This is a genomic window from Hymenobacter amundsenii (genome assembly GCF_002204745.1).
GTDB classification, from domain to species: Bacteria; Bacteroidota; Bacteroidia; order Cytophagales; family Hymenobacteraceae; genus Hymenobacter; species Hymenobacter amundsenii.
Map to the genome: position 1 here is coordinate 1 of NZ_NIRR01000016.1, position 18691 is coordinate 18691.

An 18691-nucleotide genomic window follows, 5' to 3' on the forward strand; every position below is an offset into this window, starting at 1 on the left:
GCAGCTGCTCGTGGTGGCGGCCGGTGGCGTCGGGCACCAGCACCTCCACCGCCTGGCCCAGCAGCGCGGCCGGCGCGTAGCCGAATAGCTGCCCCGCCAACTCGTTGGCCGACACCATCAGCCCCGCTTTGTCGCAGACGATGATGCCGATGGTGGCGTTGGTGCTGATGCGGCAGGGGGTGGAACTATGGCGCCAGCAGGGCCTGCCGGAAGGGGAGTTTATTGTGGTCCAGTTGCTGGCCCGGCTCGCCCCACCCCCAACGGTATAGGCAACCAAGCCAGCACCCTGAACGCGCGAAACGGGCTGGTTTACAATAAATTCTGCGTATTTTCCCTCACCCCAAGGATACCGCAGCAGGGCTGACTATTGTCCATCAGTGGGTCTTTTTTAGTTACTGCCACAATGCGCCTGTATCACCTTGTATATCATAGCCAGGCGCTGATGCCCTTTGAGTAGCCTGCGTTGCGGGCTTTGCTGGAACAGTCCCGCATTTTCTACCGCGAAAACCAGCTAACGGGGCTGCTGCTGCACACGCCCGATAGGCAGAGTTTATGCAGCTACTGGAAGGCGAGAAGGAAGTGGTACAGGCACTTTACTACGGCCAGATCGTAACCAATATGCGCCACCACTGCTGCCAGGTGCTGAGCGCTGGAGCCTCCACTGCCCACAGTTTTGCCAACTGGAGCATGGGCTTCCGGGTGACCAGCGCCGCCGAGCTGCAGGTGCTGCTGGCCAGTACACCGGCCGGGGCCGGGGCTCCTGCCGCGCCGCCCCAGCTGTACCCCGGGCTACTGAAGCTGCTGCTGGATTTTGTGACGTAGCACGAAGACAAGCCGGAGGGCTATTGATAAGTCTTAGGCGGCCAACTGCAGGGCTGCAACTGGCCCGGCGGTTTACCAGCCTTGATGCTGATGACGGATATCATCCGATGAGGTAATCCTTATCATGGCACAGACGGGCATTCTGGGGGAATTTTGTACCGATCCAATTTCCGCTTGCCCCCATAAGCCCCCAGCTCATGACCACCACCTCGCACCTGACTTCTGCCCCGCATCCGGCAGCGCCATTTCTGGTCGGGCAGCCTGCACGATCAGGACATTGAAGTGCAGGTGCGCTACGGCCGCGCCACGCTCACCGGCACCGTGGACACCTGGCCCGAGCGCCAGCAGGCCGCCCTCGAAGTCTACGAGGCCGGCGCCCGCGACGTGAACAACCACCTGCGCGTGCCAGACCCGGCGGAAACCGCCACTTCCAAGCCGCTGACCACTGAACCCGAGGCGCTGCCCGCCGACGCGCACCACTAGCGGTTGCCAGTTGCCAGTGTCCGGTTGCCAGTCCAGGAGCTCCAGGGCTGAAGCCCTGGGCTGATTAGCGCTTCGATTAACCGCATAATGTCGTTTCTCCCCCTTTTTTCTTCCCGGCTTATGGCTTCCCCCCTCGTTGTACTGACCGATTTTCATGCCGTCACTAACCGTGCGCTGTCGTATGCCGCCGGGCTGGCGGAGCCCCTGCAGGCGAAACTCGTGCTGCTGCACGCCCGCTACGATGCACTGCTGGCCCCACTCGACGACGATCTGCCTTACGCGCCCCTCAACGACCAGGCCACCGACCGGGCACTGCAACGGTTGGCCAATGCGCAGCCCGTGCCCACCCTGGTCGAGGTGTCGGAGCGGGAGCTGCCCGAAGCCGTGCGCGCCGCCGTGCTCCACCACCACCCCCTGCTGCTGGTGCTGGGCCAGCCCGGCGGGGCCAGTACGCCCGCGGAAGTGCTGACCAGCACGGCCGAAACGCTGCTCAGCACCGTGCCCTACCCCTTGCTGCTGCTGCCGGCCCTCGGCGACTGGCAGGCCGCTCCGCCCCGCCGCCTGCTGCTGGCCGTGGATGGGCAGCCGTTCGTGCTGCACCAGTACCAGGATGTGCTCCGGCAGCTGCTGGGTGTGGCTGACGGCACGCTGGCCGTGGTGCGGGTAGCCGACAGCAGCCACGGCCGTCTGGGAGTAGATGCCATCCTGCGCACCGTGGCCACCCACGACCTGACGGATGAACTGGCCCCCGAGCTGCTCTCCGAGGTCGATAATATCTCGGTAGTGGGTGGGGTGCTGGCCGAAGCCGCCCGCCAGCACACCGACCTGCTGGTTGTGGTGGCCCGCCGCCACAGCCTGCTGGGCCGCCTGTTTCACCGCAGCGTCACGGCCCAGCTCATCGAGCAAAGCCCCATTCCGCTGCTCGTACTGCCCGCCCAGGACTAATCACCTCTTTCTCAGCTATGTGCCATGAATCCTTCCTTTGTTGTGCTGGTTAACCTTTCGGCAGCGGCGGAGCAGGCGGCCCGCTACGCCGCCGTGCTGGGCGCGCCGCTGCACGTGCACCTGGAACTGGTGAATGTGTATCAGGCCCCCCTGCTCTCCTCCGAGCTGGCATTTGTCCCGATGCCCTACTTTCCCCAAATGCAGACCGAGGCGGCCGAAGCGCTGCAGGAACTGGCCCACCGCCTGCCCGCATCGGCCGAAGCAACGATGCTGACGGCCGCCATGCCCGATGCCGTGCAGGAGGCTATTGCGCGCTACCACCCGCTGCTGCTGGCCATGAGCCTGAGCCCCGAGCACGACGTACTCGATTATTTGCTGCACAACCACGTGCTGCCCGTCTTGCGGGCCACCCACCGGCCGCTGCTGCTGGTGCCCGAAACCAGCCTACCTACCGGCCTGCCGCGCCGCGTGCTGGTGGCTGTCGATGGGGAGTACTTCGCCCTCAATGCCCCCGCCCTGGCCCTGGCCCCGCTGCTGGCGAGCTGGGGGGCAGCGTTTTCGGTGGTGCACGTCCGGCCCACTTCGAGCGGGCCCGAGCGGTCGGGCGACTATGAGCAGCTTGGCGGGCCACTCCGCAAACTGCTGCCGACGGCCGAGCCGTTGGCGCTGCACGACGATGCTGGCAACAACTCAGCGGCCGGAGTACTAGCGGCCCTGGCCGAAACGCAGGCTGATTTGCTGATTCTGCTTGCCCGCCCCCGCAGCTTTCTGGGCCGGCTGTTTCATGGCAGCGTTACGGCGCAGGTGCTACGCGGCTGCCCCGTACCCGTGCTGCTGCTACCCGCCGAGGCCCCGGATCAGCCCGACTACCTGCCCCGCATGAGCTGACAAGCGGCGGCGCCACCGGCATGGGTGCTGAATAGCTCATGGTAGACATCGGCACGTACAGGATGAGCAGGTCCGGGCCCATCATCAGGACCACGGCCCAGCTGGCGGAAGCAACACACGGCAAAGGCTATTGTCGGCCTGGTAGCTGCGCCGTTTAGCCACTTCCCCCAATAACGAGGCCGAGGCGCTGTAACTGGCTAATTCCACTGATTTAGGCCTGAGCGGAGCCATCCATACCCGCAACCTGGAGCGCGGCGTGCTATTGGCCCGCCAGATCGAAACGGGCATGGTGCACGTGAACGACCAGACCGTGAACGACCAACCCAACGCAATTCTCGGGGGCGAGCGGGGTTCGATTATGGGCCGGTTTGGCGGCGAATGGGTGATGGAAAGAATACCCCTGGTGCAGTGTTACCGTGCAGCACGAACCCCGCGAATACCCCATCTAACCCACCAACCTACAGCACCAAACGGCAAACGGCCTCCCCGAAATTCGGGGAGGCGTTTCGTGGCGGAGTAAGTCTCAGTCAGCAGAGCAGTTAAATCAACTCCGTGATTTCGCGCACGCCAATCGGCCGCTCGCGGGTAAAGCCTTCGCCGTACTGCGCTCCAATGAGGTGGCCGAACTCGCGGGCCCGGGCCTCCATGAAGTCGCTGAACGCCGGCGTAGAGAGGTAAGTGGCTGGCTCCTGGCTGTTGGGGTCGTGAAACTGGGTTTTGTAGGCCTGGATGGACTCCCACTTCTTGGGCCAGTGGGCCGTGATATCAACCACGAAGTCGGCCGGAATCTGGCGGTCTTGGATGTAGTGGTACACTACCCGGGGGCGCCAGGCGGCCTGGGGTTGGCCATCGTCGCCGAGAGTTTCAATCATGCGCAGGCCCGACAGGAAGCAGGCTTCGGTGGCCAGTTGCGCGCCCCGGCCGTGGTCGGGGTGCCGGTCGTGGATGGCGTTGCAAAGCACGACGTCGGGCTGGTAGCGGCGTAGGGCGGCCACCAGCACCAGCTGGTGCTCCCGGTCGTTGCGGAAAAAGCCGTCGGCCATGCCCAGGTTCTCGCGGGCATCGAGGCCCAGGATGCGGCTGGCTCGCTCCGACTCCTCGGCCCGGGTCTGGGGCGTGCCGCGGGTGCCCAACTCGCCCCGGGTAAAATCGACGATGCCAATTTTCTTGCCCGCCGCCGCCGCCGCCAGCAGCGTGCCGGAGCAAGACATTTCTACATCATCGGGGTGGGCCCCGAAGGCCAGAATATCAAGTTTCATTTGGTTGAGGGGTTGGCTGGGCAAACGGAAGCCTATTTGATGCGCAGGGTGCGGCCAATGCGTAGGGTGCTGACGTTGCCGTTGAGGCGACGGATCTGGGCCTGTGACACGCCATACTTCTGAGAAATTTCCGACAACGTATCGCCGCTACGGATTTTGTGCGACACGATGCGCCGGGCCTGGGTGGGCTTGCTCCGGCTGCTACTGCTGCTGCTGCCCGCGCCCGGCACGCTGCCGCCCCGGTACTTAAGCGACTTGCTGTAGTACGCAAACAGCCCCGACGTGATTTGGAAGTTATCCTTGATGAGGTGGTAGTCGGGAAAGTCGTAGAGCTTCTCGGGGTCGATGGGGTTGCCTTCGTAGCGCACCTCGAAGTGCAGGTGCGAACCGCTACTGCGGCCCGTGCTGCCGCCGTAACCAATCAACTCCCCCGCTTTCACGAAGGTGCCGGGCGTTACTACCGCCTTCTGCATGTGGCCGTAGAGCGTTTCAATGCCGTTGTAGTGGCGCACCAGCACGTAGTTGCCGTAGCCCGAGCCGTCCCACTTTACCAGGCGCACCACGCCATCGAAGGCCGTTTTAACCGAGTCGCCGGTTTCCAGGTCAAGGTCGGTGCCGTAGTGCCAGCGGTAGCCCCGGAAACCGAAGTCGGAGGTGATGGGCGTGGCGTTGAGCGGCATTTTAGCGTAGCGCTGCTTCTCGGGTTCAATGAGCCGCAGGTTGAGCGTATCCTGGATGCGGCGGCCATCGACGCGGTACGGGTTGATGTTCTGAGTATCCCAGATGGCATAGTAGCCAGCCACCTGAATCCAGCTCGAATCAATCTGCACCTCCTCCTTCATCTCCACAATGTGCTGCTCGCCTTCATTGAGAGAGGTGGTGTCCTCGCTCACAATGGAGAGCTTTTTGGCCGGATTGAAGAAGATGGACTTGGCCGCTTCGGAATTATCGTCGGGCAACTCCTCGGTTTCGATGAGCACCGTCGTGTCGGGCCGCACGTAACGGATGGTGGGCGACTTGATGCGGAAAAAGTCTTTCCGCTTGTCAGGCGAGCCGGCCTTCGCCTTGGTCTGGGGCACTTTACGCCGCTGCGCCAGCAACTGGCCGGGCAAGCTCAGCAGCCCGATCAGTAGTAGCGGTAGCAGCCAGTATTTAACAAAATTGAGCAAGGGCAAGGAAATTAATGAGTGAATGCGTGAGTAAGCGAATGAGTGGATGCAGCGGCAGATTCAACGTCCTACTGAACCGGCTGGTATACTCGGTATAGCCCGCCAATTCACTCATTCACTCATTCACTCATTCACCGCGGCTAATGGTCGCCGAGGGCAGCGAGGTAGCGTTCGGCATCGAGGGCCGCCATGCAGCCGGTACCAGCGGCCGTTACGGCCTGGCGGTAGGTGTAGTCCTGCACGTCGCCGCAGGCAAATACCCCATCGATGTTGGTTTTGCTCGTGCCGGGCAGGGTTTTGAGGTAGCCCTGCTCGTCGTGGTGCAGGTAAGGCTGGAAAATTTTAGAGTTGGGATCATGGCCGATAGCCACGAAGAAGCCTTCCACAGCCAGCTCGCGGGTAGTGCCTTCCAACAAGTTTTTCACCCGCACCCCGTCCACGGCGTGCTCGCCCAGAATTTCGTCGGTTACCGTGTTCCAGAGCACCTCAATCTTGGGGTTGTCGAGCACCCGCTTCTGCATGATTTTAGAAGCCTTCATTTCGCCCTTGCGCACAATCATGTACACCTTCGAGCACAGGTTGGCCAGGTAAGTAGCCTCCTCAGCGGCCGTATCTCCGGCCCCCACAATAGCCACGTCCTTGCCCCGGTAGAAAAACCCGTCGCAGACGGCGCAGGCCGATACACCCGAGCCGTTCAGGCGCTGCTCGGAGGGCAGCCCCAGCCATTTGGCCGACGCTCCGGTGGCAATAATCACGGTGTCGGCCGTCAGGGACAGGCTTTCATCGATAGTAATCTGGCGCGGGTGGCTCTCGAAGTCAACGGCCGTGGCAATGCCGTACCGGATGTCGGTACCAAACCGCTCAGCCTGCTTCTTGAGGTCCTCCATCATCTCGGGGCCCATTACGCCGTCGGGGTAGCCGGGGAAGTTCTCCACGTCGTTGGTGATGGTGAGCTGGCCACCGGGCTGCAAGCCCTGGTACATCACAGGCGCAAGGCCTGCCCGCGAAGCGTAAATGGCGGCGGTGTAACCGGCCGGGCCGGAACCAATAATCAGGCACTTGATGTGCTCAGGAGTTGTATTTGCCATAAGTTGGAAGGCAGCAGCAGGACCAGGCCTGCGCCGGGAGAAATTAGGTTTGGGGCTACAAAGGTAACAAGTGCGGGCCGTTGCGCCGGCAGAGGTTGGCAGCGCCTTTCGGTTGCCGCTCTAGACGGCACCAAGCACCTTCAACCATTACCTAAGCAAATGGTCCAAAGTGCTATAGACCACTCAAGTTGTCAACCAGCCTTATTATCAACAAAAAACCCCAACCAAAGGTCAGGGTTTGTTGCCGGGGAGTAGAATAAACTACCCCAGATATGGTTTCAGGGCCTTACTGCGGGAAGTGTGGCGCAAACGGCGGATGGCTTTTTCCTTGATCTGGCGAACCCGCTCGCGGGTCAGGTTGAACTTCTCACCGATTTCCTCCAGCGTGAGCGAGTGCTCTCCGTTCAGGCCAAAGTAAAGCGTGATAACGTCGGCTTCGCGCTTAGTGAGCGTGCTCAGGGCGCGCTGCACTTCCTTGCGGAGCGAGTCGTTCATGAGGCCCGTGTCGGGGCTCTCTTCGTCCTCGTTTTCGAGCACGTCGAGCAGGCGGTTTTCCTCGCCCTGCACAAACGGAGCGTCCACCGAAACATGGCGACCCGAAATCTTGAGCGTATCGACTACTTCGGAGGTGGTCAGTTCAAGTACTTCGGCAATTTCCTCGGGCGAGGGTTCCCGCTCGAACTTCTGCTCCAGCTCCGAGAACGACTTGCTGATTTTGTTCAGTGAGCCCACCCGGTTCAGGGGCAAACGCACGATGCGCGACTGCTCGGCCAAGGCTTGCAGAATCGACTGGCGAATCCACCAAACGGCGTAGGAGATGAACTTAAAGCCCCGGGTTTCGTCGAAACGCTTGGCGGCTTTGATCAAGCCGAGGTTGCCCTCGTTAATCAGGTCACCGAGGCTCAAGCCCTGGTTCTGGTATTGCTTGGCCACCGACACCACGAAGCGCAGGTTGGCTTTAGTGAGTTTTTCCAGCGCCAGCTGGTCGCCTGCCTTAATGCGTTGCGCCAGCGTTACCTCCTCGTCGGGGGTCAGCAGGTCCACCTTACCAATCTCCTGGAGGTATTTATCCAGCGACTGGCTTTCGCGGTTGGTGATCTGCTTGCTGATTTTTAGCTGTCTCATTGCGGGCGCGAGAGAGTGAAGTTATGAATGCTCTGGTTACTTGACATCGATTACAGTCCGCGAGATGCGGAGGCGAACCCTAGACGGGTACCGGGCTCAGTTGAATACAACGGCCCGATACCCGCGAAAGTTCGAAATCCCGGACCTTAGGCGGCGCCGTTAGAGTCGGCGGTACGCTCGGGCTTCGCCAGCAGTACCTTCCGCGACAACCGGTATTTACCCGTTTTCTTGTCGATGTCGAGCAGCTTCACGTCAATCTCCTGCCCTACTTCCAGCACGCCTTCCAGCGAGGCAAGGCGCTCATGGGCAACCTCCGAAATGTGCAACAAGCCGTCTTTGCCCGGCATGATTTCCACGAACGCGCCGTAGGGCTGAATGCTGCGCACCTTGCCTTTGTAGGTTTCACCGATTTCCGGCGTAGCGGCAATGGCATTGATGCGGTCAATAGCGGCCTGCATGTCTTCCTGGTTGGAAGCGTAGATGCTCACGTGGCCCTTCTCGTCCTTCTCCTCAATGATTACCGTGGCGTTGGTATCCTTCTGGATCTGCTGGATGACTTTGCCACCGGGTCCGATTACGGCGCCGATATACTCTTTGTCGATCAGCATTTTGTGTGAGCGGGGCGTGTGCGGCTTCAACTCGGCCGCCGTCTCGGCAATGGTCTTGGCCATTTCGCCCAGAATGTGCAGACGACCTTCGCGGGCCTGGTGCAAAGCGGCCGTCATAATCTCGGCGCTCAGGCCCTGGATTTTGATGTCCATCTGGCAAGCCACGATACCTTTTTCGGTGCCGGTTACTTTGAAGTCCATGTCACCGAGGTGGTCCTCATCGCCCAGGATATCCGAAAGCACAGCGTATTCGCCGGTTTCCTTGTCCTGCACGAGGCCCATGGCAATACCCGAAACGGCAGCCCGGATCGGAATACCGGCGTCCATCAGCGCCATCGAGCCGGCGCACACCGTGGCCATCGACGACGAGCCGTTCGACTCCAGAATATCCGACACGATGCGGACGGTGTAGGGGTTCTCGTCGTCGGAAGGCATTACCTTCTTCAGCGAGCGTTGGGCCAAATTGCCGTGGCCGATTTCGCGACGGCCGGGGCCGCGGTTGGGCTTCACCTCGCCGGTCGAGAAGGCCGGGAAGTTGTAGTGCAGCATGAATTTGCTGTAGCCCGACGTCATGGCCGTGTCGATAATCTGCTCGTCGAGCTTGGTGCCGAGGGCAACCGTGGTCAGCGACTGGGTTTCGCCGCGGGTGAACAACGCCGAGCCGTGGGCACCGGGCAGGTAGTTCACTTCGCTCCAGATAGGGCGAATCTGGGTCAGGGCGCGGCCATCGAGGCGGGTGCGCTCCTTGATCATCATGTCGCGGATGCCTTTCTTCTCCGCCGAAGCATAGTAGCGGCTGAACATTTTCTGGTCGAGCTCGGGATTCTCTTCGAGCAGCTTCTCCAGCAACGGCTTCTTGATGGCACCGAAAGCCTCCTTGCGGCCGGCCTTGCTGGTGTTGCCCGATTTAGCCACGTCGTAGGCGCCCTGGTATACGGCGTCCATCACGCGCTGCTTTAGCTCGTCGTTCTCGACATACTTAGGGTAGTCGCGCTTTACCTTCGACTTCTCCACCTCGGCGGCCAGCTCCTGCTGGGCCTTCACCTGCAGCTTGATGGCTTCGTGGGCGTAGGCAATGGCTTCTACCATTTCCTCCTCGGTCACTTCGTCCATTTCGCCTTCCACCATGGCCACCGAATCAGCGGTAGCACCTACAATCAGGTCGATGTCGGCACGGGCGATGTCGGCGGTGAGGGGGTTGATTTGCAGCTTACCGTCGATGCGGGCCACGCGAACCTCCGAGATGGGGCCGGCAAACGGGATATCCGAAATCGAGAGAGCAGCCGAAGCGGCCAAAGCAGCCAGGGCGTCAGGCTGCACGGTTTTATCAGCCGAAATCAGGGTAATCATCACCTGCACCTCGTAGTGATAGTCCTTAGGGAACATCGGGCGCAGGATGCGGTCTACAATGCGGCACACCAGGATTTCCTGGTCCGAGAGGCGACCTTCGCGCCGCTGGAACGAGCCGGGAATGTTGCCGGCACCACCAAATTTCTCCTGGTAATCTACTGACAGAGGCAGGAAGTCCACTTCACCGCGGGAGCTGGGCTGCGATACAACTGTGGCTAGCAGCATGGCGTCGCCAAGGCGCACCACTACGGCGCCGTCAGCGAATTTGGCCAGCTTGCCGGTTTCGAGGGAAATCTGCCGACCGTCGGGCAGGGTGATGTGCTTGGTAATGGCGTGATAGTTGGGCATCGGGGGTGCTTTAAGGGAAAGCGTGCAGCGGGCGAGCAGCCAAAAAAACCGGGCCGGCAAGGCGCCGGTTTTGCTCTGGAAGAAAAGGAGTCAAGAAAGGAACCGCGGAACGGCCGAAATGATGCGGCCAGTGGCGGACAAAAAAAGAGCAGGGAACCTTTCGCTTAAGAAAGGCTCCCTGCTCTCGGACGAGGCAATTACTTGCGCAAGCCCAGTTCTTTGATGATAGCGCGGTAGCGGTTGATGTCACGCTGCATGAGGTAATCCAGCATGCTGCGGCGCTTACCTACCAGTTTGAGCAGGCCCAAACGGGTGGAGAAGTCCTTCTTGTTCACCTTCAGGTGCTCGGTCAGGTCCAAAATGCGTTGGGTAAAGAGCGCAATTTGCGACTCGGCCGAACCGGTGTCTTTGGAGGTCTTCTGAAGGCTGTTTTTCTCGAAAATAGCCTGTTTTGCTTCGGTGGTCAGTTGCATCGGCAGATAGGTTTCCCCGTCTTTGATTAAAAATGAAAAAAATCACCCCGCACCTCGGGGTGGGTGCAAAGGTAGTGATTTAATGCGGGGGAATGACGAGCAACGTTAGAAATGAGTGTCATCCCACATATTCCCTTGCACTCACGTTACACTGCCTTCTTATAGCCGCGTCGGGGCCAGCGTAACCATCGGGGCACCAACTGGCCCCAGTTAATGTCGAGCAGCCCGGAATCGTGGCGGGCTTGATAGAGAAACAGCAGTCCTATCGGCAGTAACACGGCCGCCGATAGCCACATGCCCACTCCTACCGGCATTATCAACTCGCGGCCGTACTTCTCCCCCATAATGGAGAATACGTAGTAGATGATGAAGAACACGATGGACACCAGAATCGGCACGCCCAATCCTCCCTTCTTGATAATGGCCCCCAGCGGCGCCCCAATCAGGAACATAAGTAGAATGGCAGCCGACTGGGTGTACTTGCGGTAGGTTTCGATGCGGTAGTTGGCCGTTTCCTTGTTGAGGTTGGTCAGCCGCTCGTTGGTGGTGGTGAGGAAGGAGCGCACGTTGCGGGCGCGGTTAGCGGCCTGCTGGGCAATGAGGTAGTTGTCGGGCTGAAGGCGGCTGGGTGGCACTACCCAGCTTTGCACCCGGTGCAGGGCAGCTTGGCCCGTGGTATCGAAGTGCAGGTAGGAATAGTAAGGTGTGAGTTGCTGCAACACCTGCCCGCGCTCCTGCGTCAGGCGGCGATGCAGCGAGTCGGTGGTGTGGCTCAACTGCCCCAGATTGAGCATCATTTTGTTGGTATTGAAGAGCTCCTTCTTGGTGCGGTCGAGGCCAAATGATTTCAGCGAAAAGGTAATCAGGTTGCGGTCGAAATTTTGCCGGATAAAGCTCGCCCCCGAGGTATTCTGGGTGTTAGGCTGCTCAGTATACGAGCGGCCCCGAAACAGCTCCAGGCCCAGGTACTGCCCCCCAAAGCGGGTGAACATGCGGCCCGAATCGGCCAGAATTACGGTGCTGCCGCCCCGGCCACCCGTATGGTCATAAATCATCACGCCCCGAAGAATGTCGCCGTTTTCGCCCTGCTTCTCATTCACCTTAATCGTGAAACCCGGAATGCCGTTATAAAACACGTTTTCCCGGATATCAAGCGCCAGCTTTTGCTGGCGCACGTCCCAGAGCAAGCTATAGGCCTCCAGATTGGCCAGCGGCACGATGGTGTTATTGAACCAAAAGGCCCCGCCGGCCAGCAACAGGCTCACCAACAGCACCGGACGCAGAATGCGGGTAAGCGAGATACCCGCCGTTTTGATGGCCGTTAGCTCGTGGTGCTCGCCCAACGTACCAAAAGTCATCAGCGAAGACAGCAGTACGGCCAGTGGCAGCGAAATCGGCACAATCAGCACGCTGAAATAGAACAGCAGCTGCAGGATTACGCCTAGGCCAAGGTCTTTGCCCACCAAGTCGTCCATGTATTTCATCATGAACTGCATGAGGAAGATGAACTGCACCACTGCGAAAGTGAGCAGGAACGGCCCGGCAAAAGCCTGCAAAATCAGTTTATCGAGTTTTTTCATAGCAAAACCCAGCCCCGCTCCTGTTGGGCAGGCTGGTTAACACGCGAAGGCGGGAAGCAGACACAGAACGAAGGTACGGCTCGTTTCGCGTCTGCTTCCCGCCTTCGCGTGTTCACATTATCTAGCCCCCTACCTGTTCCCGCAGCTTTTGCATCATGCTTTCCCACATTTCCTGCAATTCCTCGTTGTCGGTTTCTTCCGAATAATCTACCACCCGCAGGTAAACTTCCTGGGTTAGTTGCGACTCTTCAATTTGAAAGTCGAGGTAGTTGGCATCAGTTATAGGCTGGCGCTTATCATCGAGAAAAGAAAACCGCGCAGAACGGTTCGTGCGGTGCGAGGTCATTTCGGCATAGTGCGGCTGGCCGTCCCATACAAAATTGAAAAGCTGTGCGCTTTCCACTTCAACGCGCTGGCAAAACCATTGTTCGAGGCCAGAGGCCGTAGCCAGATAGGGATATAGGATTTTAGGGGAAGCGTTAATGGGAAATTCGACCGAAAAACGATGTTTGTGACGCGTTGCAGAAAGAGGCATAAGCAGTACAGAGTAAAGAATTTAACGAAGGTACCGAACTGGCAAACCCCTCTGGCAGCGAATATACACGGGTTTTTTTTGCCGCAACACTTGCAACACTTCAAAACTTGTGCCTACATTTGCACCACCAAAACAGGGCGGGATAGCTCAGTTGGTTAGAGCACAGGATTCATAACCCTGAGGTCACGAGTTCAACTCTCGTTCCCGCTACGTCGAAAACCGCGTCAGATACCCTTCTGGCGCGGTTTTTTTGTGCGCCAAAGGCCCGCACGTCTCAACGGTGGCCCCACAACAGCGTTGGCTGTGCCGATGCCCCCGCTAACCGACTACTATGGCGCATTGGTCTAAAATACTTGTGCGTTGGCCGAGAGTTTGGCTAATTCGCTTCTATGCGTCAGGAATTCAAAACCTCAGCCGGCACGACCTTTCTCCTTACCGAGTTCGACCGCGAAAACAACTGGATATACAACAATTGGCAGGGACAGCTGACTATGGAGTCCATCATGGAGGGCTCCCAAGGTATTCTGGAGATACTGCAGCAAACCAGCTGCCCCTACATGCTCACCGACAACCGCCAGCTGCTCGGCTCCTGGAAACAGGCTAACAACTGGCTTGAGCAGGTGTGGGTACCACAAGCGCTGGCTGCGGGCATGACCTATTACGCCCACATCAGCGCTCCGGGCGTTTTTGGCTTGGCTTCAGCCGAAGACATGCACCTCCGCGTGGGCTCCCATACCCAGATGTACCTGTTCGAAAATGCTGAAGAAGCTACCACTTGGTTACGGCACATGCAGCAGGCCGAAGCAGGAAAGCCAATGTGAGAAGTGAGCTATTGCCATAATGAAGGCATGGTCATTAGAAACGCAAAAAAGCGGCTGCCCCTTTCGGAGCAGCCGCTTTTTTATGCAACGAACAGGGTTCGTTACTTGATCTTCTCCACGATGCCTTTGAAAGCAGCGGGGTGGTTGAGGGCGAGGTCAGCCAATACTTTGCGGTTGAGTTCGATGCCAGCCTTCTTGAGGCCACCCATGAACTGCGAGTACGACAAGCCATGCTCCCGGGCGCCAGCGTTGATACGCTGAATCCAGAGGGCTCGGAACTCACGCTTCTTTACTTTCCGGTCGCGGTAAGCATAGAGCAAGCCTTTCTCTACGGCGTTCTTGGCAACAGTCCATACGTTTTTGCGACGGCCATAATAGCCTTTCGCCAAACGCATGATTTTTTTCCGACGGTGGCGCGAGGCCGCGTGGTTGACACTTCTTGGCATAACCTGGGTTATTTTTGGCGGCCGGCGGCGGACTTTACTGCCGCAGCTTAGGTTCCTACCGGACGCCTGGTTTTGGGGAATTAAAAACTAAAAACTCCAAGTCGAAAATCAGTCGTGGTAGCGCAATTCGCCTAACTCTTGATATTCAGACTCCTCATTTTTAATTAGAGATTAAGCATGTCCTTTACGCGGTTCATGTCGGCCGAGCTAACCAGCGTCACGTGCGTAAGATTACGCTTCTGCTTGGTAGTTTTCTTGGTCAAGATGTGGCTCTTGTAGGCGTGCTTACGCTTGATTTTGCCCGTGCCGGTCAGCGTGAAACGCTTCTTGGCGCCGGACTTGGTCTTCATTTTCGGCATTGTGGTGGTAATGAAAGGGTGAAAAATGCGGCGGTCGGCTGCCTAGGGCCGGTGCGCCAGCTCAAAAAAGTCGGGACCGAAGCCCCGGACAGTGCGTTATTCAGCAGCCTCGTCGGCTGGGTTGGCTTCCGCAGTTACTGCCTCTTTCTCCTTCGGAGCTACTTTGTCGGCAGCTTTGGCTTTATCGGCCGGCTTGGCCTTGTCGGCCTCCTTCGGAGCCACCTTTTTAGGCGGGGCAATTACTTTGGGCGCCAGGTACAGGAACATGCGCTTGCCTTCCAGCTTGGGCAGTTGCTCCACTTTACCAAGGTCTTCGAGGGCCTGAGCAAACTTGAGCAGCAGGATTTCCCCCCGCTCCTTGAAGACGATGCTCCGACCTACGAAGTGCACGTAAGCCTTAATTTTGGCTCCCTCCTTCAGGAATTCCTGGGCATGCTTGAGTTTGAAGGCGAAATCGTGGTCGTCGGTGTTGGGGCCGAACCGGATTTCCTTGATGACCACTTTGGTTTGCTTGGCCTTCAACTCACGGGTTTTCTTCTTCTGCTCGTACTTGAATTTCGAGTAGTCGATAACCCGGCACACGGGGGGGGTGGCCGTCGGCGAAATCTCCACCAAATCCAGGTTTTGCTCCTGCGCCATGCGCCGGGCCTGTTCGATGGGATAAATGCCTTGCTCCACGTTGTCGCCAACGAGGCGGACATCACGGGCCGAAATCTTGTGATTGATTTTGAACGGCTCCTCGACTTGGGCGCGAGGGATATAACGGCGGTTGGGGGTAGCTATGGCAGTTTCTCCTTAAGGTGAAAGTCGATTTTGACTAGAACTGATATGACACTGGGCGGACCCGATGCGTTCAGCTAGCGGGCAAATATCCGCCATTTTTTCCAAATCCTCAACAAAGACTATATAAAAAACGGCCTTGGCGGCCATAATTATCCCGTTGCTTGCCTCCTACCCCACCCTTAGGGGCAGCACCAAGTCTGAAATTAGCCCTGTCAAATGCACTTCGTCTTCAACCCAAAACCCCCGACGCAACTAATACGCCGGGGGTCAGATATCACTCAACAGCTTACTAAAATCCTGGTTGACTGCGGGTTAAATTCCGCTTTCAGCGACACTGTTGGCTTAAACCGTGGTGCCATCCATCATGGCTGCTACTTGGGTCTGGAAGCTCTGGATGAAGGCATCAATGGGCATGGAGCCCACATCGCCCTCACCATGCTTGCGCACCGACACAATGCCGTTTTCCTGCTCCTTCTCGCCCACGATGAGCATGTAGGGCACTTTCGATACCTCCGCGTCGCGGATTTTACGGCCGATTTTCTCGTCGCGGTGGTCAACGGTGCCGCGTAGCTCCGCGCCCATGAGCCGGTCGTACACCTGCTGGGCGTAGTCGTGGTACTTCTCCGAAATGGGCAACACGGCGAATTGCTCGGGCGAGAGCCAGAGCGGGAAGTTGCCGGCGCAGTGCTCGATGAGCACAGCCACGAACCGCTCCAACGAGCCGAACGGGGCCCGGTGAATCATGACAGGGCGCTGGCGGGAATTGTCGGAGGCGACGTACTCCAGATCGAAGCGCTCGGGCAGATTGTAGTCAACCTGCACCGTGCCCAACTGCCACTTGCGGCCCAGGGCGTCGCGTACCATGAAGTCGAGCTTGGGGCCATAGAAGGCCGCCTCGCCCAACTCCGTTACAGTGCTCAGTCCCTTCTCGGCCGCCGCCTCGATAATGGCCTGTTCGGCGCGGGCCCAGTTCTCATCGGAACCGATGTACTTGGTCTTGTTCTCGGGGTCGCGCAGGGAAATCTGGGCCGTGAAATCCTCGAATCCCAGCGCCCGGAACACGTAGAGAACCAGATCAATAACCTTGGTGAATTCTTCCTTTACTTGATCGGGGCGGCAGAAGATATGAGCGTCGTCCTGGGTGAAGCCGCGCACCCGCGTCAGGCCGTGCAGTTCGCCGCTTTGCTCGTAGCGGTACACCGTGCCGAACTCGGCCAAGCGCACGGGTAGGTCGCGGTAGCTGCGGGGCTTGGTCTTGTAAATTTCGCAGTGATGGGGGCAGTTCATGGGCTTGAGGAAGAACTCCTCGCCCGGGTTTGGCGTCTTGATGGGCTGAAACGAATCGGCGCCATATTTCTCGTAGTGGCCGCTGGTAACGTACAGTTCCTTGGAGCCGATGTGGGGCGTAACGACGGGCTGGTAGCCGGCCTTCATCTGGGCCCGGCGCAGGAACTGCTCCAGCTTCTCGCGCAGCATCGTGCCTTTGGGCAGCCACAGCGGTAGCCCCGCTCCTACCTTATCGGAAAAAGCAAATAGCTCCAGCTCCTTGCCCAGCTTGCGGTGGTCGCGGCGCTTAGCTTCCTCCAGCTTTTCGAGGTACTCGGTCAGCTCCTTGGCCTTCGGGAACGTGATGCCGTAGATGCGCGTGAGCTGCTTGTTCTTCTCGTCGCCGCGCCAGTAGGCCCCGGCCACGTTGAGCAGCTTCACGGCCTTGATATTGGCGGTATCGGGTAGATGGGGGCCGCGGCAGAGGTCTACGAAGTTGCCCTGCTGGTAGAACGTGATGGAACCGTCTTCGAGGCGTTCCAGCAAGTCCAGCTTGTAAGGGTCGGCTTTCTCGGTGAAGTAGGCCACGGCTTCGGCCTTCGGCACGGCGCGGCGCTCGAACTTGCTTTTCTGGCGGGCCAACTCCAGCATTTTCTTCTCGATTTCCGGGAAGTCTTCGCTGGAAATCGTGCGGCCTTCGCCCAAATCGATGTCGTAGTAGAAGCCGTTTTCGATGGCCGGACCGATGCCCAGCTTCACGCCGGGGTACAGCGCTTCGAGGGCTTCGGCCAGCACATGGGCCGAAGAGTGCCAGAAAGCTGTTTTGCCATCGGCATCGTTCCAGGTCAGGATGGCCACCTGGGCGTCCTGTTCGATGGGGCGGTGCAGGTCGCGCACTTCGCCGTCGACGCGCACGCCCACGGCGTTGCGAGCCAGGCCTTCGCTGATGGAGGCGGCGACATCGTGGCCCGTGGCGCCATCTACAAACTGGCGCACCGAACCGTCGGGGAGGGTGATATTCAACATAAAAAAAGGAGGGCTAATGGCTATACAAACAGCCGTGAAGGCGCAAGTTAAGGCGAATGAGTGAATGAGTGACTCGGAGCATGAGTGAACGAAGCTCTTTATCGACGCTCAGTAAGCGGAATGTTCGGGTTAATAGAACCATTCACTCATTCACCGAGTCACTCATTCACTCTAAAGCCCCGGGCGGCGCAGGATAAGCGGCTCTATCGCCTCGATGGGCGCGGGGCGCGGGGTTTCGTTGACAATGACCCCGCGGGAGCGGTTACCTACTTTCCAGACTTTATAGCGCCAATGACGGTTGCCGGGGTTGGCGGCTAGCAGCAGGCGGTACTGGTCGGTGGCTTCGGCCCAGCGGCCCAGGCTTTCGAGGCTTTCACCCAGCATGGCACGGGCCTCGGGCAGCGCGGGCGCACGGCGCAAAGCCCGTTGCAGGTGGGGCACGGCGGTGGCGTACTGGCGGCTTTGGTAGGCATTCAGGCCCAGCTGGTAGTCGGCCTGGTAGTAGGTGGAGTCGAGCTGTACGGTGCGGGCATAAACGCGGCGGGCGCTATCGGGCTGGTTGCGCAACTCGAACTGGCGGCCGTAGTCAAACCAAAGTGCGCCGTTGGTGGGTTCGAGCTTCAGGCCCCGGGCGGCATAATCGGCGGCCCGTTCGGGTTGGCGGTTGGCGTTGAGCAGAAAGGCTAGCTGGTGCAGGATTTCGGGTGCGCGGGGGCTGCGGGCCAGCGCGGCTCGTAGGTAGTCGAGGGCCTGGGTTGTATCCTGCAAGCCCTCGAAGGCCAAGCCTTTGTAAAAAAGCGCCGCCGCTAAGTCGGGCTCCTGCTGCAAAACCCGGTCGAGTTGGTCCAGCGCGTCCTGGTAGCGGCGCGAGGCCAGGTGAGTTTCGCCCACCAGCAGGTTGAGTTCGGGCGAGGCGTAGCCCCGGCGGGCCGCTTCGTCGGCGGCGGCCAGGGCGGGTTTGATGAATCCCTGGGCCCGCAGGGCGCGGGCCTTGGTGAAGTAGAATTGCCCCGGCGCATCGTCGAACACCAAGGCCTGATTGATGTCGCGCAGGGCAGCATCGATTTGGCCGGCATCGAGGCGGAAGGCGGCCCGGCGGGCATAGAGCGAGGCGTTGCCGGGCTGGCGGGCAATGGCTCCGTCGAGCTCATCGGCCTGAATGCGTGGGCCGCTAGCCACGGTTTGCAGGTCGATCATGGTGTCGGGCTGCTCCTCGGGTGCTTGCGAGCAACCGCTGGCCAGCAACCCGACCAACAATAATCCTCCCCACTCAAAACGCAAAACAGCCACGGCCAATAGTCAGAAAATTCAAGTACC

At 59.3% G+C, this 18691-nt stretch carries 19 protein-coding genes, 1 tRNA gene and 1 pseudogene; 7 read left to right on the forward strand and 14 right to left on the reverse strand.

Translation table 11 applies throughout. The features are described from left to right. On the reverse strand, positions 1-277 hold a 277-nt coding region (locus tag CDA63_RS20435; RefSeq protein WP_242434643.1), incomplete at its 3' end, for a PAS domain S-box protein. A gap of 275 nt (positions 278-552) precedes the next feature. Between CDA63_RS20435 and CDA63_RS10800 the strand changes: the two genes are divergently transcribed. The 5 genes from CDA63_RS10800 (at position 553) to CDA63_RS21865 (ending at position 3658) form a co-directional block, all read left to right on the forward strand. Continuing rightward, positions 553-822, forward strand: a complete 270-nt coding sequence (locus tag CDA63_RS10800; protein WP_088464469.1) for a BLUF domain-containing protein — start codon at positions 553-555, stop codon at positions 820-822. A gap of 231 nt (positions 823-1053) precedes the next feature. Then, positions 1054-1305 carry a BON domain-containing protein gene (locus tag CDA63_RS10805; protein WP_262490658.1) on the forward strand — a complete coding sequence of 84 codons (252 nt, stop codon included), beginning with the start codon at positions 1054-1056 and terminating at the stop codon, positions 1303-1305. A 120-nt stretch (positions 1306-1425) separates the two neighbouring features. Next, positions 1426-2250 carry a universal stress protein gene (locus tag CDA63_RS10810; protein ID WP_165768268.1) on the forward strand — a complete coding sequence of 275 codons (825 nt, stop codon included), beginning with the start codon at positions 1426-1428 and terminating at the stop codon, positions 2248-2250. 24 nt (positions 2251-2274) lie between these two features. Continuing rightward, positions 2275-3138, forward strand: coding sequence for a universal stress protein (locus CDA63_RS10815; RefSeq protein WP_088464472.1), 864 nt, complete (start codon positions 2275-2277; stop codon positions 3136-3138). A 193-nt stretch (positions 3139-3331) separates the two neighbouring features. After that, complete coding sequence (locus tag CDA63_RS21865) at positions 3332-3658, forward strand: aldehyde dehydrogenase family protein (RefSeq protein ID WP_088464473.1); 327 nt, start codon at positions 3332-3334, stop codon at positions 3656-3658. Between the two features lie 19 nt (positions 3659-3677). Here the strand turns inward: CDA63_RS21865 and bshB1 are convergent, their stop codons facing one another. From bshB1 to CDA63_RS10860, 8 genes are all read right to left on the reverse strand, one after another. After that, positions 3678-4397 carry a bacillithiol biosynthesis deacetylase BshB1 gene (bshB1, locus tag CDA63_RS10825; RefSeq protein WP_088464474.1) on the reverse strand — a complete coding sequence of 240 codons (720 nt, stop codon included), beginning with the start codon at positions 4395-4397 and terminating at the stop codon, positions 3678-3680. Positions 4398-4429: 32 nt separating this feature from the next. Next, entirely contained in the window at positions 4430-5566 is a 1137-nt protein-coding gene (locus tag CDA63_RS10830) for a M23 family metallopeptidase (RefSeq protein WP_242434645.1), read from the reverse strand. A 140-nt stretch (positions 5567-5706) separates the two neighbouring features. Further along, the gene (trxB, locus tag CDA63_RS10835; protein ID WP_088464475.1) at positions 5707-6654 is read right to left on the reverse strand and encodes a thioredoxin-disulfide reductase; all 948 of its coding nucleotides are present in this window, start codon (positions 6652-6654) and stop codon (positions 5707-5709) included. Positions 6655-6915: 261 nt separating this feature from the next. Beyond that, a complete protein-coding gene (locus tag CDA63_RS10840) occupies positions 6916-7779 on the reverse strand; it encodes a sigma-70 family RNA polymerase sigma factor (protein WP_088464476.1) in 864 nt (287 codons plus the stop codon). A gap of 146 nt (positions 7780-7925) precedes the next feature. Further along, positions 7926-10085: a polyribonucleotide nucleotidyltransferase gene (gene pnp / locus CDA63_RS10845; protein WP_088464541.1), complete on the reverse strand. Its 2160-nt coding sequence runs from the start codon at positions 10083-10085 to the stop codon at positions 7926-7928. Positions 10086-10282: 197 nt separating this feature from the next. Then, positions 10283-10558 (reverse strand): 30S ribosomal protein S15, encoded by a 276-nt coding sequence (gene rpsO / locus CDA63_RS10850; RefSeq protein WP_088464477.1) that lies wholly within the window; start codon positions 10556-10558, stop codon positions 10283-10285. Positions 10559-10704: 146 nt separating this feature from the next. Next, entirely contained in the window at positions 10705-12138 is a 1434-nt protein-coding gene (locus tag CDA63_RS10855; protein ID WP_088464478.1) for an LptF/LptG family permease, read from the reverse strand. Positions 12139-12259: 121 nt separating this feature from the next. Continuing rightward, positions 12260-12673, reverse strand: a complete 414-nt coding sequence (locus CDA63_RS10860) for an START-like domain-containing protein (protein ID WP_088464479.1) — start codon at positions 12671-12673, stop codon at positions 12260-12262. Positions 12674-12809: 136 nt separating this feature from the next. On the opposite strand from CDA63_RS10860, the gene CDA63_RS10865 reads away from it, so the two are divergent. After that, positions 12810-12883: transfer RNA gene (locus tag CDA63_RS10865), tRNA-Met, on the forward strand. Positions 12884-13062: 179 nt separating this feature from the next. Next, entirely contained in the window at positions 13063-13494 is a 432-nt protein-coding gene (locus tag CDA63_RS10870; protein WP_088464480.1) for a hypothetical protein, read from the forward strand. Positions 13495-13595: 101 nt separating this feature from the next. Here CDA63_RS10870 and rplT read toward each other — a convergent pair whose 3' ends face one another. The 5 genes and pseudogenes from rplT to CDA63_RS10895 form a co-directional block, all read right to left on the reverse strand. After that, positions 13596-13940, reverse strand: a complete 345-nt coding sequence (rplT, locus tag CDA63_RS10875) for a 50S ribosomal protein L20 (RefSeq protein ID WP_088464481.1) — start codon at positions 13938-13940, stop codon at positions 13596-13598. A 164-nt stretch (positions 13941-14104) separates the two neighbouring features. Beyond that, positions 14105-14299 (reverse strand): 50S ribosomal protein L35, encoded by a 195-nt coding sequence (rpmI, locus tag CDA63_RS10880; protein WP_088464482.1) that lies wholly within the window; start codon positions 14297-14299, stop codon positions 14105-14107. A gap of 225 nt (positions 14300-14524) precedes the next feature. After that, positions 14525-15082 (reverse strand): annotated as a pseudogene (infC, locus tag CDA63_RS10885) (translation initiation factor IF-3); the annotation flags it as partial. A 342-nt stretch (positions 15083-15424) separates the two neighbouring features. Then, a complete protein-coding gene (thrS, locus tag CDA63_RS10890) occupies positions 15425-17374 on the reverse strand; it encodes a threonine--tRNA ligase (RefSeq protein WP_088464484.1) in 1950 nt (649 codons plus the stop codon). Positions 17375-17545: 171 nt separating this feature from the next. After that, the gene (locus CDA63_RS10895; RefSeq protein ID WP_126546817.1) at positions 17546-18664 is read right to left on the reverse strand and encodes a tetratricopeptide repeat protein; all 1119 of its coding nucleotides are present in this window, start codon (positions 18662-18664) and stop codon (positions 17546-17548) included. Between the last annotated feature and the right edge of the window lie 27 nt (positions 18665-18691).